This is a genomic window from Vibrio minamisatsumaniensis, from assembly GCF_050337445.1.
Classification (GTDB): Bacteria; Pseudomonadota; Gammaproteobacteria; order Enterobacterales; family Vibrionaceae; genus Vibrio; species Vibrio artabrorum.
This window is the reverse complement of the sequence record NZ_JAKJSY010000035.1, coordinates 1-16108: the sequence shown is the minus strand read 5'-3', so window position 1 is coordinate 16108 and position 16108 is coordinate 1. Positions and strand designations below refer to the sequence as shown.

12 protein-coding genes and 3 pseudogenes are annotated in these 16108 nt (G+C 45.4%); 10 read left to right on the top strand and 5 right to left on the bottom strand.

The annotated features are described in order from the left end of the window. The first annotated feature begins 15 nt into the window (after positions 1-15). The gene (locus tag L4B77_RS09555) at positions 16-258 is read left to right on the top strand and encodes a hypothetical protein (RefSeq protein ID WP_429750068.1); all 243 of its coding nucleotides are present in this window, start codon (positions 16-18) and stop codon (positions 256-258) included. 53 nt (positions 259-311) lie between these two features. On the opposite strand, the pseudogene L4B77_RS09550 reads toward L4B77_RS09555, so the two are convergent. The 4 genes and pseudogenes from L4B77_RS09550 to L4B77_RS09535 form a co-directional block, all read right to left on the bottom strand. Further along, positions 312-695, bottom strand: a pseudogene (locus tag L4B77_RS09550) (4Fe-4S ferredoxin); the annotation flags it as partial. Beyond that, positions 614-805, bottom strand: a complete 192-nt coding sequence (locus tag L4B77_RS09545) for a hypothetical protein (RefSeq protein WP_429750066.1) — start codon at positions 803-805, stop codon at positions 614-616. The pseudogene L4B77_RS09550 and the gene L4B77_RS09545, both read right to left, overlap by 82 nt. Positions 806-844: 39 nt before the next feature. Further along, a complete protein-coding gene (locus L4B77_RS09540) occupies positions 845-1060 on the bottom strand; it encodes a hypothetical protein (protein ID WP_429750064.1) in 216 nt (71 codons plus the stop codon). After that, a pseudogene (locus L4B77_RS09535) lies at positions 1044-1290 on the bottom strand (transposase zinc-binding domain-containing protein); the annotation flags it as partial. The gene L4B77_RS09540 and the pseudogene L4B77_RS09535, both read right to left, overlap by 17 nt. 744 nt (positions 1291-2034) lie before the next feature. Here L4B77_RS09535 and L4B77_RS09530 point away from each other — a divergent pair. The 9 genes and pseudogenes from L4B77_RS09530 to L4B77_RS09490 all read left to right on the top strand — a co-directional run bounded on the left by L4B77_RS09530 (position 2035) and on the right by L4B77_RS09490 (position 15222). Then, positions 2035-3375, top strand: a pseudogene (locus tag L4B77_RS09530) (carbohydrate porin). Positions 3376-3554: 179 nt separating this feature from the next. After that, a complete protein-coding gene (locus L4B77_RS09525) occupies positions 3555-5573 on the top strand; it encodes a methyl-accepting chemotaxis protein (RefSeq protein WP_429750062.1) in 2019 nt (672 codons plus the stop codon). Between the two features lie 447 nt (positions 5574-6020). Further along, positions 6021-7028 carry a LacI family DNA-binding transcriptional regulator gene (locus L4B77_RS09520; RefSeq protein WP_429750060.1) on the top strand — a complete coding sequence of 336 codons (1008 nt, stop codon included), beginning with the start codon at positions 6021-6023 and terminating at the stop codon, positions 7026-7028. Between the two features lie 18 nt (positions 7029-7046). Then, complete coding sequence (locus L4B77_RS09515) at positions 7047-8294, top strand: ABC transporter substrate-binding protein (RefSeq protein ID WP_429750058.1); 1248 nt, start codon at positions 7047-7049, stop codon at positions 8292-8294. Between the two features lie 65 nt (positions 8295-8359). Next, a complete protein-coding gene (locus L4B77_RS09510) occupies positions 8360-9346 on the top strand; it encodes a carbohydrate ABC transporter permease (RefSeq protein WP_429750056.1) in 987 nt (328 codons plus the stop codon). A gap of 46 nt (positions 9347-9392) precedes the next feature. After that, positions 9393-10241 (top strand): carbohydrate ABC transporter permease, encoded by an 849-nt coding sequence (locus tag L4B77_RS09505; protein ID WP_017061568.1) that lies wholly within the window; start codon positions 9393-9395, stop codon positions 10239-10241. Between the two features lie 17 nt (positions 10242-10258). Continuing rightward, entirely contained in the window at positions 10259-11608 is a 1350-nt protein-coding gene (locus L4B77_RS09500; RefSeq protein ID WP_429750054.1) for a GH1 family beta-glucosidase, read from the top strand. After that, positions 11608-12699, top strand: a complete 1092-nt coding sequence (locus L4B77_RS09495) for an ABC transporter ATP-binding protein (protein ID WP_102551676.1) — start codon at positions 11608-11610, stop codon at positions 12697-12699. Before L4B77_RS09500 ends, L4B77_RS09495 begins: the two co-directional genes overlap by 1 nt. A 108-nt stretch (positions 12700-12807) precedes the next feature. Continuing rightward, positions 12808-15222 carry a glycoside hydrolase family 94 protein gene (locus tag L4B77_RS09490; protein WP_429750051.1) on the top strand — a complete coding sequence of 805 codons (2415 nt, stop codon included), beginning with the start codon at positions 12808-12810 and terminating at the stop codon, positions 15220-15222. Between the two features lie 46 nt (positions 15223-15268). On the opposite strand, the gene L4B77_RS09485 is transcribed toward L4B77_RS09490, so the two are convergent. Continuing rightward, positions 15269-16108: aldose 1-epimerase (locus L4B77_RS09485; protein ID WP_429750049.1), on the bottom strand; the 840-nt coding region annotated here is incomplete at its 5' end.

Here is a 16108-nt window from a genome sequence, read left to right as displayed (position 1 = left end):
GTTTAAGGATTCAACATGTATCTCGTTTTATATTGTCACAATATTGGTATGACAGACTTTTCCTTTTTTGAAACGGAAGATTTTGACAAAGAAGAAGGCTATATTGTGCGAGGTAAATGGCCGAACGAGAAAGCGTTCCGTGATTATTTAACCAAGGAGTTTGGTGACATGAGCGAGTTCCAAGTGATCGACTTAATCGCCAAAGGCGCAGAAGCAGAACACTACCCGACGGAAGATCTGATGCGCTTTGCTTCGTAATATTTAGCCAAGTTGCATCTTTCAAATAACCGAATAAAGAAATAGCAGCCTGATTGGGCTGCCATTTTGTTGGTTTTTAGGCCAGCCTTGGTCAGTTTGGCGGTAGTTGCGAAATGATCGGTGGTCCATTTTGCGATAGCGGTAAATTTCTCATCATTGGCGATACGAAGCTTCGTCACTAAATCACCCGTGTTGATTTCTACTGGACCACGCTCGGCACACAGGCCTGTCGCGGCGCAGGTATCATGGCTTGGTATTCAAACGTCTTCTCTAGTTCGCTTGCTTCTATCTCATTACCGGTCGCGCGCGGCGTTGTAGCTCGCGATATAAAACAATACGTTGGCGAGTAGCGGCTTTAAGTCTGTGATGTGGGAATTGGGATTGTCATTGATAATAACGCCGGGGCTAAACAGCCTTTCTGGGTCAAACAGTGCTTTGCCTCTTGAGTGATAATGCGTTCGGTTTCTATTTTTTGAGCCAGTATCGCTTCAAGCTGTTGATATACTTGTGCGTCTATTACTCGCGCATGGGATGTAGCTGTCTCCATCTATGCTTCCTTACCTGGACAATCGTAGCTTAACTCACGTTAGAATGAGTGCCTGACTGACCAGCTCCGACAGCGCCTCTCCAGCCCTAAAACGAAGAAATGGTGCCCACAAAGAATGCACTCAAACGGGTCAACCTTCACATACCCTTTCAGCATGGCGGCGTAACCTGGCATTTCAGGTGAGTCTTTAGGGGCGATGCCTAAGTCATCGTAGACCTTAGGGAGCATTTCACCACGACGTCGCTTTAATGCCACAACAGCTGCAAAAGGGAGATTTATACGTTTGGTGAATGTATTTGTGATGAGTGCAGTTAGCATGACTGCATCGATACTCTTTAGAGCCAAAAGCAGCGGTACAGAAAGCGAGTATCTTGGTGACGTTTTCAATGATGACTTGTCGGAGGGTTTCCCCGATGTTTATTGAGATAGTTCAGCCAATTATCGCTGGCATTGAAGAATTGTTTGATGGGCTTATTCGGATGCATGATCTATAGGATAACGATTCATGTAAAGTACCTAGTAGGTTGACTCTCTTTGTTTTCGGCCATAGGCCGCTCAGGCGACACCGTCGCCGGTTCCACACTACTTTTAATGCTATGACTTTGAGGCGTGTTTTTATAAATAAAGCTATAGGGTTGCAGTCTATAAAATAGGGAGCACGATGACCATCGGGTTCCTGCCCCCTCTTATAAATGCGTATCAGAGTTACAACACAAGCATGAAGGTAGCGCGCCTATTATGATTCGCATCGATACCAATGTGGACCATGGTGCCGGTATGCCGCTGAGTAAAACTATCGATCTCACTACTAATATTTAGGCGTCCACATTGTTTAATATGGGGATTGAATCTCTATGTCTGTCTTAGATCATTTAAAATAGATATTTGACTCGAAATAAAAAGCCTCAAAATCGATGTTAGATTTTGAGGTTTTCATATATATGAAAACCAATCAAGACTGCACCATACTCCTCTCTCTTTTACACACGGTTTTCCGTGATAGCCCTCGCCATTATTGATGAAATGAAAGCGATTTCAAGCTGCTGATTTACGCGATTTTTAGTATAAGCTATTGATCTTTATTTGATAATTTTGTCCGTAAACCTTCTAAATGTTTCATGGGTTTTAAGATGATTTACCAGTGTGAAGAGTGGCTAACTTTTCAACGCTTTCATTGCTTAATATTTCCCTGTTCGATGAAAACTCAAAAAAAATAATAGGGAATTACAATGAAAAAATTTAAGCTTTTGCCAATAACAGTCGCAGTGGCGGCGTCGCTAGCTTCACTATCTTCTTTTGCTGCAGATACTAATATCGAAGCACTAGAAAAACGAATTCAAGAGTTAGAATCAAAGGTTGTTGAGATTGATTACGTAAACGATCAGCAACAAGCGGTTCTGACTCCAGACACTAAGGTTCCAGATGGAATCGTGTTCTCTGGCTATGCTCGCTACGGCGCTCACTACAAGAGCGGTGATGAGCGTTACGTAGACATTGGTACAACAGGTCGTTCTGTCGGTCGTTTGGGTAACGAAGCCAATGGTGGTGAAGTCCAGCTAGCTAAAGTTTTCCAAGCTGATAGTGGTGCGATTTGGAACGTCGTATTCATGGCCGACCACTGGGAAGCTGACGCATGGGCTGATGACGGCGGCTTAAGTATGAAAAAAATGTACGCAGGTGTAACCAATGTATTTGAAAGCCAACCAGAACTTTATATATGGGCTGGTCGTGACTTCCATCAACGTCCGCAACAAGGTTTGAATGATTACTTCTGGATGACACACGATGGCTAAGGCGCAGGCTTTAACAACTTAGATTTCGGCGGCGTAAAGCTAGATATGGGCTTTGTAGGCCAAGTGAAAGGCGGTCTAGTGAATGACAATGGTCGATACGCAGTGACCGCGAAGCTGCACAGTATTGACGCTGGTATTGGTAATCTGGATTTTTACGCGAACTACGGTTTTGCATCGAGCGAAGCGGATACGTCTACGACAACTGAGTACGTATACGATCCAGTGACAGATTCAATGAAGCCTGTCGTGACTCCAGGCCAAAAAGTCAGTGATGAAACGGCATATCTAGTAGGTGCAACATTAGGCTTGGGTGAGTCTAACAAGTTGGTTGTTAAGTACGGTGACGGTGCAGACTCATCGGTATATGATCTTAAAGGTGATTACCAGACTTTGTATGCAAGTGTTGAGGGTAGCTACGCGGCATCTGAACAATTTATTATTGATTACTTAGTGTCGTACAAAGATAACTCTGGCTCAGTTCTAGACCGTGAGAACACGGAATATGCTGGTATCGTTCGCCCGCAATACCAATGGAATGACACACACTCTACATGGTTAGAAGCTGGCTACGGCATGGTTGATTACGATGACGATGGTGAAGAAAAAGCATGGAAAGTGACCCTTTCTCAAAACGTTTCTCTAGGTGGCTTACCTTGGAGCCGTCCTATGCTTCGTTTCTACACAACGATGGGTGATGTAGAAACGAAAGGTAACATAGTGAAGACAACCAATGTTGATACATTGTCGTTCGGCGCAATGTTTGAAGCATGGTGGTAATCACAAGCTAGAAATAGCAGCTCTTTGAATTAGGCATATTTTCAAAGAACATATGTTGAAAAGTAGTAAATACTGTCCATTTTAGCCCTAAAGGCAGATTGATTAGGGCACGTTATATAACTCCATTCTTGGGCACATTCTTTGTGCCCTTTTTTTCGCCACTAAATCAAGGATTCATCATGAGACTTTCTTCCATCGTGTCTCGAGTATGTTTAGGTTTCTTTGTACTGATTGTGATTATGCTGGGTTCTGCATGGTTAAATATCATTAGCAATAAAGACATAACGACTCGAATCGAAAATATAACCCAACAAGCCACCCCACTAATGCTTCAATCTTCTACGCTGACGATTCGATTTTTGGACATTAATCGCAGCACTACACCCTATTTATCCGCTAATTACATTGATGAACTTGAGCCTCTGAGGCAAACAGTCTTGGACAACATCGAGCAATATCAGCAGCAATTGAGCTGGTTCGAAGGCAAGAGCGTGGCTGGCTCACGAATGGAAGACATACTTAACAATATTACTCAAACAGGCGTGTCAACTATCGATAAGATAGAGTTGGTATTAGAACTTTACGTTGAGTATTTGGCTAGCAAAGATCTCGGTTCGATGGGGCAAGCGCAATTTCAATCTGTGGTGGGACAGCTTAACAACACCTTGGTGAATCAACTCGCAAGTGCGGATTCAGAGCGGACACAGAAGGCGGTAGAAGCCTTATTGGTGCAATTGAGTTTGATTGCAGCAGAAGCCAACGAGGCGTTTTCAATGCAAACGTTATCGGAAGTTCGTGGGGTCGAGCGTCGTCTACAAAGTCGTAAAGAGCGATTCGAACAGGCTGTATCAGACTTGGACAATTTGGACTCATCTTTGTTGCGCCGTAGTAAACAGTCTTTATCATTGCTCGCTTCACATGTATTTTCAGCGCAAGGATCTGTGTCAACGCACATGAAAACCGTGAAGTTACATGAGAGCATTGCTCTGCAAAGAGTGGAGGTCGAACAGCTCATTGATGTGCAGTTAAGCCATTTTGATGAGCTTTCTATGTACGCGGAAGACACGGCTAAACGTTTATATCACGAGTCGATGGACTTCTCTCATCAAGCACTGTTGATGCAGGCCATCATTGCTATTGGGTCGGTTATTATTGCGCTGCTAATCGGGCTGAACATCGCTAAAGGGATTCGCAAGCCAAGTAAATTACTGCAAAGTGCACTAGACCAAGTCGCCAAAAAAGACTTGAGCGTAATGGTGCGGTATCAAGCTAACAATGAATTTGGCTCAGTGAGTGGTAAGGTCAACTTAGTGATCTGCCACCTGACTCAAATGATCGAGAATATGCGCCAATCGTCGACGCGCTTAAAAGAAGCGTCTTTGGAGAACCAAAGTATAAACCGTTCATTGAGTGAAGCAATGCAAGACCAAACCAATCAGACCGTGATGGTTGCAACAGCGATGGAGCAGATCGAGTGTTCTGTAACTGAAATTACCCAGGCAGCTAATCAAACGTTAACGCTCGTGACTGAAGCTGTGTCCAGCTCCGCAAATGGGCAAAAGACTATGGATAGAAGCGTCGATCTGATGGGCAGTTTAGAATATAAGTTGGCGGAATCAACGGCGACCATCGGTAAACTTGAAAGCGAAAGTGCCAGCATTGGCTCCATTTTGGATGTGATATCGGGGATCTCCGAGCAAACTAATTTGTTGGCATTGAATGCTGCAATTGAAGCGGCACGAGCGGGAGAGCAAGGGCGTGGTTTCTCTGTAGTTGCCGATGAGGTTCGAGTGTTGGCGGCAAAAACTAATGCTTCTACACAAGAGATACACAACAAGATAGAGCAATTGCAAACCAGCTCTAAGCTAGCGGCGGAACAAATTAATCAATGTGTGGCAGGAATGGTTCAATGTGTTGAACAAACGACCGAAGTAAAACTCTCTATATCAACAGTTTATGATTTGCTAAATGAGGTTGAGCAAAGAAGCCATCAAATTGCGACCGCGACCACGGAGCACCAAGTAGTTGCTTCTCAAGTTACACAAAACATCAGCCAGATACATACATTAGCTGAAGATAACTCTCAGCGCTCTCAGGTGTTGTTATCTCATGGTCAGCTGCTTGAATCCATGTCGCAGCAGCAGTTTTCATTAACTCAAGAGTTTAAGTTGGCGGAATCATCTAATAATAAAGATTAGAGCTAGTTAATTTCTTCCATGGTTTCACGCCCAGCCTTCCGCTGGGCGTTTTCGTATCTGGTTTTTTCTGATGAAAAGACTTTGAACTAAAAATCACCGTGAAATGTTCTCCTCCAATTTAGAAAGACCATTGAAGTAATAAGGCCACCTTCTCCGTGTATATTGCCGTCAGATGCGGACTCATCATTAAATGACACTTTCAAAAATTGATTGGGATGGACTTGTTTGATCTGACGAACAAGTAACTGAGTACCATCTTGATAATATGAACAATAATCTCATGAAACAGTTTCATGGAGTGATGTTAATCTGTAAGCGCTTTCATAATTTCCACAACAGTCCTTTTTACCTCCAACTTTAGTGTGATGACACTCACTCCAACTAAAACGTAATTTCTTAATAATCGTTTTGTAAGCGGTTACAAGCTAATGAAGTATCGAGGTTCGAGTGGCGACAATTAAACACGTATCAGAATATGCAGGTGTGTCTCAGGCGACAGTGTCTAGGGTTATTAATGGCACTAGCAGAGTGAGTCATGACAAGAAGTTAAAGGTTGAAAAAGCGATCAAAGAGCTGGGTTATCGCCCGAACTCTATCGCTCAAGCTTTGGCTTCAAGTCGTACCGGAAGTGTTGGTGTGGTTGTTCCAGAACTGGGCGGTTCTTTCTATTCAGGCATCTTGCATTGCATAGAAGAAAACCTACGTCGCTTTGGTTACCACGCTGTTGTTACGGCGGGTTCGAACACCGAACAAGGGCAGCGAGAATCTGTGGAGTTTCTGTTGGGGCGTCGTGTTGATGCTTTGATTCTTCACACTCAACTGCTCAGTGATGATTATTTAATTGAGTTAGAACAACAGGGGACCCCAGTGGTTTTAATTAACCGCTTCATCCCTGAAATGGCGCTGAGTTGCATTGATATTGATAACGAAGTCGGGGGGCTACTCGCTACTCAATATCTTTTGCAAAAGGGACATACAGATATCGCGTGTATTACCGGGCCTTTAGATAAAGCAGATGCTAGGGGGCGTTTGCAGGGGTATCGAAAGGCCTTGGAAGAAGCGGGTGTGCCATACGATGAAGCCTTAGTCTCGGAAGCGGGCTTTACTGAAGAGACGGGCATCAGCGCTATGAAAAAGCTGATGAATCGTAAGTGTCATTTTACAGCAGTATTTGCTTCGAATGATCACATGGCATTCGGTGCCTTTGAGGTGCTGCATCAAGAGGGACTGTCAGTTCCGAAAGATGTATCACTGGTGGGCTTCGATAACACCATCTTTGCGCGTTATCTGACCCCTAGTTTGACCACCATTAATTTCCCTATTGAAGAGATGAGCGTTGAAGCAGTACAGCTCACTCTACAGAAGCTAAAAAAAATCAAACATGACGTGAACTTTAAATTGCTGCCGACGTTAGTCACTAGAAACTCGGTATCGGATTTACTCGTTACCCTATAAAAACATTAAGGATAGAACATGAAATTTAAGACCTTAGCGCTTTCATGCGCGGTTGCTTTAGGATTAGGTACAACAGCTGTTAATGCGGCTGACAAAGAGATTCGTTTCGATGGTTTCCCTGACTTCGATAGCAGCCTGAAGGTGTTACTGCCTGATTTCGAAAAGGAAACAGGGATTAAAGTTGATTATCTTATGAACAACCATGGTGACCACCACACCAAGCTAACTACCAACTTGGCTACAGGCTCTGGTGCTGGTGATGTGATTGTTGTGGACGTTGAGAAGATTGGTCCATTCGTTGGCTCTGGTGGCCTAGTAAATTTATCTGAAAAATATGGTGCCGATAAGTACGAAGAGCTATTTGCACCTTATGCATGGGCCCAAGGCAAAGGTGCTGATGGTGACATGTATGGTATACCTGTCGACCTTGGTCCTGGTGTTATGTATTACCGCACCGATGTCTTTGAAAAAGCGGGCATTGATGTGAATGAAGCCATTAAAGATTGGGATTCATATATCGCGGCGGGTGAAAAACTGAAAAAACAAAACGTACAACTGATCGCTTCAGCGGCAGACGTAGCACAAGCCATTATCTTCACGACTGTGCCTGATGGTGAAGGCCTTTATTTTGACAAAGATGGCAACCCAGTGGTGACATCAGAGCGCTTTGTTCATGCTTTTGAAGTAGCAAAAGAGATTCGTGATAAAGGCTTAGATGGCCGTATTCTGGCTTGGTCTAACGAATGGTACGAAGGCTTCCGCAACGGTACGTTAGCGACTCAACTATCTGGCGCATGGCTATTGGGCCACCTTCAAAACTGGATGGCTCCTGATACTGCGGGTAAATGGGCTGTCTCTAACCTTCCAGATGGGATTTACGGAAGCTGGGGGGGATCATTCCTTTCTATTCCGACTCAATCAGACAACCCAGATGAAGCTTGGGCTCTTATCAAATACATGACGACTGATCGTGATGTTCAGTTGCGTGCCTTTGAGACTATCGCGGCTTTCCCTTCTAACGTAACTACCTATAACGATAAGCTTTTCCAAGAAAACATGGCGTTCTTGGGCGGACAGAAAGCACGTCTTCTCTTTGCTGAAGTAGCAAGGAACATCAAGCCAGTATCTCCAGCTCAAGGCGACCATGTTGCTCGTTCTATCATTTTAGATAATGCATTGATGGAAGTACTTGATGAAGGTAAAGACATCAAGACTGCGCTTAAAGAGGCTGAGCGTCTAATCAAGCGTCGCACGCGTAATCTTTAATTTGTTTTACTTTAAGTAAGTGAGGAAGCGTGGATAACGCGCTTCCTTTTTAAGAGGTCGTTACTATGAATCATACAGCGAGCACAACTATAGAACCTGCGGACAAAAGCCTTTTTTCTCGTCTAAATTTGAAAGCGCTTACACCGTATGGATTCCTTCTGCCGTTTCTGATCATTTTTTCTGTATTTGGGATCTTCCCGCTGTTGTTCTCGGTTTATCTTTCGTTCCATGAATGGAACCCTGTAAAGGGTATGGATGCAATGCAGTTCGTGGGTTTTGAGAACTATCACATTGCCTTGACTGACCCGTGGCTATGGCGTTCATTGAAGAACACGTTTTGGCTAGCTATCACTTCCGGTGTTGCTCAGCATTTAGTCGCTATTCCAGTCGCTTACATGTTGGTTTCTATGGGTGACCGTATGCGTCACTGGCTCACATCGGCGTACTTTCTTCCGTTTATCACGTCAACGGTCGCAGCGTCACTGATTTTCTTCAATATGTACTCTCCTAACTCAGGTGTCATTAATCAAGCGCTAATGGCATTAGCTGACAGCACACTGTTTGGTTGGGCTTTTGCTTGGGTTAACGATTTTCAACCAATTCGCTGGTTAGATGATGCCACTATGGTGAAGCCGTCTATCGCGATCATGGTTTTCTGGAAATACACCGGTTTTAACATCGTCCTTTACACCACAGGTTTAATGACGATTCCTAAAGACATTTTAGAAGCTGCACGTATGGATGGTGCCAATGCTTTCCGCCGCTTCTGGAACATTTCACTACCAATGATTCGTCCATTCATCTTCTTTGCAATTACCATGACCATCATCGGTAACCTGCAAATGTTTGAAGAACCGTTCGTTCTAACGCGTGGTACAGGTGGTACGGGTCAATCTGGTTTAACTATCTCTATGTACCTCTACAAAGTGGGTTGGGAATGGCTAGAAATGGGTACAGCATCTGCTATCTCATGGTTACTGTTTGCACTCATCGCGACTTGTACATTGGTTCAATTTTTACTCTTCGGTAAGAAAGGCTTAGGGGAACATTAAGATGTCGACATCAATTAAGACAAATACCTCACCACTAAGTGGACTGATGCCAAGCGAACGCACCATGTACATCATGACTAAGATCTTGATGGTCATGCTCGGCATATTACTGATTGTTTCCGCAATCATTACGGTGTTCCCGTTTGTATGGTCAGCACTGCTTTCAACACGTGACCGCTCGGAGATCTTCGGTTCGGGTATCAGCTTTGCGATTGGCGACAGCCTAATGGTGAATTACGCAAAACTGCTAGAAATCATGCCGTTTTGGAAAGCGATGTTTAACTCGATTTACGTGGCTTTTTTAGGCACTACTATCTCACTGCTATTTTGTAGCATGGGTGGCTACGCGTTTGCTGTGTTTAAGTTCCGCGGTAAGAACGTGTTGTTTGGCATGCTGGTTGGTTCAATGGCGATTCCGCCAGTGCTTAGCTTGATCCCTTACTTCATGATCGTGAAATTCTTAGGCTTGTTGGATAACCACATGGCGGTATGGCTACCGTTCACAACCACGCCATTTGGTATCTTTTTGATGCGTCAGCACGTGATTGCATCGATTCCTAAAGAGCTATTAGAAGCAGCGAAACTGGATGGCGCAGGTGAATTCAGAACGTATTGGAGCGTGGTATTGCCACTGATGAAACCAGCATTAGCAACGCTTGCTATTGTTCAGTTCGTCTTCTTCTGGAACATGTTCATGCAGCCACTTGTGGTTCTCAATAATCCAGATAATTACGTAATTACACAGGCGCTACGAAGCGTTCAAGGTATTCCGAATACGCCATGGGGCGCGGTAATGCTAGGTACCACAATTTCAATTTTACCACTCGTTATTACTTATCTGTTCGCATCGAAACAGATGATCAGTGGTTTAACGTCCGGCGCAGTCAAAGGTTAGGTTTAAGGGTTATAACAATGAATAAATATCAACTTCCAAGTGATTCAAAGTTACGCAGTAAGGAATTTGTATTCGGTGTCGCGACATCTTCATACCAAATTGAAGGCGGCGTTGAAGAGGGCGGTCGTACACCGTCTATCTGGGACACTTTTTGCAAGAAGCCGGGCAAGGTCGATAACGGCGACAATGGTGATGTGGCGTGTGACCACTACCACTTATGGCAACAAGATATTGAGATGATTCAAGGCTTAGGCGTTGATGCTTACCGTCTCTCTATTGCATGGCCACGCATCTTGCCGCAAGACGGTGTGGTGAATCAGCAAGGCCTAGAGTTTTACGGCCAGATCATCGATGAGTGTCATGCTCGTGGAATGAAGGTGTATGTGACGCTGTATCACTGGGATCTGCCGCAATACCTTGAAGATAAAGGCGGCTGGCTAAACCGCGAAACGTCTTACAAATTCGCAGAATACGCAGAAGTGGTGAGTAAATATTTTGGTGACAACATCGATGTGTACACCACGCTCAATGAACCATTTGTTTCTGCATTCCTAGGCTACCGCTGGGGCGAACACGCGCCAGGTATCAAGGGCGAAAAAGAGGGCTACCTAGCGTCTCACCACCTAATGCTGGCACACGGTTTGGCAATGCCGATCCTTCGCAAGAATGCACCTCATGCTAAGCATGGTGTGGTATTTAACGCGACGCCAGCTTACCCGCTGACGCCACAAGACCAAGCGGCAGCAGACTACTGCGAAGCGGAGAACTACCACTGGTTCATCGACCCTGTACTGAAAGGCGAGTACCCACAGCTGGTGGTTGAACGCCAAGCGATGAACATGCCTATGATCCTTGAAGGTGACTTAGACATCATCAGTGCTCCTGTTGATTACATCGGTATCAACTACTACACACGCAATGTCGCTCGCTTTAATGAGAACGGCGACATTGAATCGGTGAAACAAACCGATGCTGAACACACTTACATTGGCTGGGAAATCAACCCACAAGGTTTAACCGATTTATTGGTAAGACTGGATGCTCGCTACGAAAATATGCCACCTATCTACATCACAGAGAACGGTGCTGCAGGCAACGACGAGCGCGTTAATGGACAAGTGATGGACGAGCAACGAGTTCGTTATTTCCAAGGTCATATCGAAGCGGTTCATAACGCGGTTGAAGCGGGCGTGAAAGTCGACGGTTACTTCGCTTGGAGCCTGATGGATAACTTTGAGTGGGCATTTGGCTACTGCCAGCGTTTTGGCATCGTCCATGTTGACTACACCACCCAGGAAAGAACATTGAAACAGAGCGCAATTGCGTACCGAAATATGCTGCTAGAGCGCGCTGAGGAGAACAGATAATGGCTAAAGTAGAATTTAAGAACATCAAAAAATCATTCGGTGATGTTGAAGTCGTCAAAGAGTTTGATTTCACGGTTGAAGACGGTGAGTTCGTGGTTTTCCTTGGCCCATCTGGCTGTGGTAAATCGACAACGCTACGCATGCTGGCTGGCCTTGAAAGCATCAGTTCTGGTGACATCGTGGTTGGCGGCAAGTTGATGAATAAAGTCGACGCGAAAGACCGTGACCTGGCGATGGTATTCCAAAGCTACGCACTGTACCCGCACATGACCGTTTACGAGAACATCGCCTTTGCGCTAAAACTGAAGGGCATGCCAAAAGCAGAAATCGACGTAGAAGTGCTAAAAGCAGCGAAAATGCTAGAGCTTGATCCACTACTGAACCGTAAGCCAAAAGAGCTTTCTGGTGGTCAGCGTCAGCGTGTAGCAATGGGCCGTGCAATGGTTCGTACTCCGAAAGTGTTCTTGTTTGATGAGCCGTTATCTAACCTAGATGCAAAACTTCGTGGCGTGATGCGTGAAGAGATCAAACACCTACACCGCGAGCTTAAAACCACTACGATCTACGTAACCCACGATCAGATCGAAGCGATGACACTGGCGGATCGCATCGTGATCCTGAAAGACGGTTATGTTGCTCAAGTTGGTACACCAACCGAGGTGTTCCAACGTCCTGCAAACAAGTTTGTCGCGCAATTCATTGGTAACCCGTCAATGAACATGTTGGAAGCCAAACTGATTGAAAAAGAAGGCGAGTACTTCGTTGAAATTGGCGATGTTCATATCCCACTGCCTGAGCGCTTTAAGTCTCTGGCGTCTAAGAACCTAGCGCTGCATTTTGGTGTTCGTCCAACAGACATCCACCTACGTGCCGAGCAAGTTGACCACGACCGCGTGCTGCCATTCCCTGTGAAAATCAAAGACAAGGAATTACTAGGCGCGAGCATTCTTCTGAAAACAGAAATTGGTGGTCAACCGCTGATGGTTGAAACCCAAGCCGCTGAAGTGGATGTGAAAGAGCTGACACTTTACTTGGACTTGGATGCTTTCCACCTGTTTGACGCACTGAGTGAGAACTCGCTAGCGAGCTAGTCAATTACGAGCTAGCCAGTCAATTTAAGTCAGCCATTGAGCTGACACCAACCAACTTACGACAAATTGTTTTGGCTCCTCCTGATTTGGGAGGGGCTAGGGATAGTGATGATGAAATTCGGATATTTTGACGATAAAAACAAAGAATACGTAGCAACCACACCGTGTACACCGATCAAATGGTGTAACTATGTCGGCACATTAGATTTCGGTGGCATTGTCGATAGCAACGGTGGCGTGTTGTTGTGTAAGGGCGATCCTGCGCTCAACCGTATCACCAAGTACATTGCTCAACTGCCAAACTCAGATTTCAAAGGTTCGACAATGTACCTCAAGGTACGTGATGAAGCGGGCAACGTAGAAATATTCTCACCGTTCTACACACCCACTCTGAAGCCGTTGGATAAGTTTGAAAACCACACCGGTTTGTCTTACACCACCATCATTGCAGAAGCCTTTGGTGTGCGTTGTGAAGCGACTTTCTTTGTACCAAAAGCTGACCAAGTACTGCTGCAAGACATCAAAGTCACCAACATTTCAGATGAAGCATTGCACGTTGATGTGGTGCCTGTTTACGAATTCACGCACTTCGATGCACTTAAGCAACTATTGAATGCGGATTGGGTTCCACAAACCATGACACTGAAAGCACACCAGCAAGAGTCGGGTCACACCGTGCTTGAGCAGTATGCCTTCATGAAGCGTGACTATGCAGTAAACCTGATGACAACGGATCGCCCTGCGACGTCTTTTGACGGTGATCGCCAGTCATTCCTTGGTCAGTTTGGTTACGGTACATGGGCTGCACCACAAGCGTTAGAAAACGACGAACTTGGTAATACCGAGTGTCTGCGTGGTGACAACATCGGTGCGCTGAACCTGCGTTTAGGGTGGTTATCTCCAGAGCAGACTGAACGTACGGTTGTACAAATTGCGCAAGAAGAGAGCCTAGATGCAGCGCAACCTTTACTGGCTAAATACCGTGACCACCAAGTCGTTGATTCGGCATTCGCTGAACTGGTTGAGCACTGGGATTCTTACCTACAAGCGGTTCAGGTTGAAACGCCAGATCCAGCTATGAACTCGATGCTTAACGTACACAACCCACGTCAATGCCACACGACCAAAAACTGGTCTCGTTACCTGTCTCTTTATCAGCTTGGCTATGGCGCACGCGGCATCGGTTTCCGTGATTCTTCACAAGATACATTGGGCGTTATTACTCATATGCCAGAAGAGGCGCGTGAGTTCATTGAGCGTCTACTGTCTGTGCAAAACACCAATGGTTCTGCGATGCACCAGTTCTTCCCATCGACCATGGAAGCGAACGCTGGTGACTCTCGTGAAGAAGAAGATCGCCCGGATTACTACGGTGACGATCATCTGTGGATCATCTACGCAGTCACTCAATATGTGAAAGAGACAGGCAATGCTGACTTCTTGAACAAAGATATTCCGTTCTACCAAAAAGACAAAGCGGGCAACCCTGTGGAAACAGGCAGCGTGTGGGATCACTTGTGTCGCGCCATCGAATTTACTTACACCAATACGGGTGAGCACGGTCTACCATTATTAGGTTTTGCAGACTGGAATGACACGGTGAACCTGCCAACAGGTGCTGAGTCGATGATGGTAGCTAACATGTACGGTAAAGCCCTGCTTGATATGTTGGACCTTTGTGAGCTACGCGGTGAGGAACAACTAACAGCTCAGTTCAAAGAGCAATACCAACAAATGCAGAGCACAGTGAATGAGTGCGGTTGGGATGGCGAATGGTTTGTGCGTTACTTTGATGAGCAAGGCATGCCGATTGGCTCTCATAAGAATGAACAGGGACAGATCTACACTAACGGTCAAAGCTGGCCTGTGATCTCTGGTTTCGCGACTCAAGAACGTGCGACGCAAGCACTAGATTCGGTTTACAACAAGCTGAACACGACCAATGGTATCAAGCTTTCAACTCCTGGCTACAACGGTTTTGATCCACAACTTGGTGGTGTTTCGACATACCCACCGGGTGCGAAAGAAAACGGCGGTATTTTCCTTCACTCAAACCCATGGGTGATGATTGCAGAAGCGAAAATGGGCAATGGCGAGCGTGCTTACGAGTACTACCGTCAAATTAACCCGGCTTCGAAGAACGACGATATTGATACCTTCGAATCGGAGCCATACTGCTACCCACAAAACATCTTGGGCGACGAACATAAACAGTTCGGCCTAGGTCGTAATGCATGGCTGTCGGGTACTTCATCTTGGACATACGTTGCAGGTACTCAGTGGATTCTGGGTGTTCGACCTGAAGTTGATGGCTTGCTGGTGGACCCTTGTATTCCGGCTGAGTGGCCTGAGTTTAAGGTCCGTCGTCAGTTCCGTGGTGCGACGTATCATATTCATGTCACTAACCCGAATAACGTATGTAAGGGCGTGGTTGAGATGAAGGTCAATGGTGACCTGATTTCAGGCAACAAAGCACCGGTATTTACATCGGGTGAGCACACGGTAGAAGTGGTTTTAGGTTAACAAAGAGAAGGGCGCTTTATGCGCCCTTTATTGCTCTTTCGTTTGGTTATTTTGGTTGATAGGTGGCTTGGCATTGCCAAGTGAAGGTTTGAGACTGGTTCGGGCTAAGCGTTAATAAGCCAATCTGGTTATTGAATGCATCGGCAGGGCAAGTCATGGGCTCTATCGCAATACTTTGTTCACTTGTTGGAGTGTAGAGCTGAACAAATGGGTAACTCGCGTCTTGTTGATAGTGAATTGCGGCAGATGAATCTGAGCGTGTCAAAGTTAGTTGGTTAGTCGCAGTCGCTTCAAATTCAAAGCAGTGATTTAGGCTTTGATTAATCAGGCCGTCATTCAGATACGAACGATCAAAAGTACGCTTTTCACCATTGGGTAGGTCGTTCTCGTGTACGACCTCAACGCAAGGCGACATGGTTAGTTCACACTGTTCTAGGTCATTGCCGAGCGAGAAGTAATGGTGCCAAGCATCACCGAATGGGAAGGCATAATCACCACAATTAGAGACGGTTGTTGAGCAAGAGAGCTTACCCGCTGAGTCGATGGTGAAGGTAGTTTCAAGGTTAAAAGCAAACGGAAAACCTGGATGTAAAGACGACGTTTGATATTCAAGCGTCACACTGGCTGACTGATCATTGGCTACGCTGTTTGTGATTGAAAAAGGTTGGTTATAGAGAAGGCCATGTACGGCGTGATCAGACCAAGGAAAGTTAGCTGGGAGTTGATGGTTTTGGTTGTCGAAACTGTAGCGACCTAAGTTTAAACGGTTTGGAAAAGGAAATAATTTAGCACTGCGGGAAAAGAACGGATGTTGGTTGATCAGTTCATCATAATTCTGATAGCCACAAATAAAAGAGAATGGACTGTTATTTACAATGTATTTATT

Excerpts from the sequence above, each read along its gene's own strand:
- L4B77_RS09510 (WP_429750056.1), top strand. The coding sequence starts at position 8,360 with ATGAATCATACAGCGAGCACAACTATAGAACCTGCGGACAAAAGCCTT.
- L4B77_RS09500 (WP_429750054.1), top strand. The coding sequence starts at position 10,259 with ATGAATAAATATCAACTTCCAAGTGATTCAAAGTTACGCAGTAAGGAA.
- L4B77_RS09515 (WP_429750058.1), top strand. The coding sequence starts at position 7,047 with ATGAAATTTAAGACCTTAGCGCTTTCATGCGCGGTTGCTTTAGGATTA.
- L4B77_RS09525 (WP_429750062.1), top strand. The coding sequence starts at position 3,555 with ATGAGACTTTCTTCCATCGTGTCTCGAGTATGTTTAGGTTTCTTTGTA.
- L4B77_RS09490 (WP_429750051.1), top strand. The coding sequence starts at position 12,808 with ATGATGAAATTCGGATATTTTGACGATAAAAACAAAGAATACGTAGCA.
- L4B77_RS09555 (WP_429750068.1), top strand. The coding sequence starts at position 16 with ATGTATCTCGTTTTATATTGTCACAATATTGGTATGACAGACTTTTCC.
- L4B77_RS09505 (WP_017061568.1), top strand. The coding sequence starts at position 9,393 with ATGCCAAGCGAACGCACCATGTACATCATGACTAAGATCTTGATGGTC.
- L4B77_RS09545 (WP_429750066.1), bottom strand. The coding sequence starts at position 805 with ATGGAGACAGCTACATCCCATGCGCGAGTAATAGACGCACAAGTATAT.
- L4B77_RS09495 (WP_102551676.1), top strand. The coding sequence starts at position 11,608 with ATGGCTAAAGTAGAATTTAAGAACATCAAAAAATCATTCGGTGATGTT.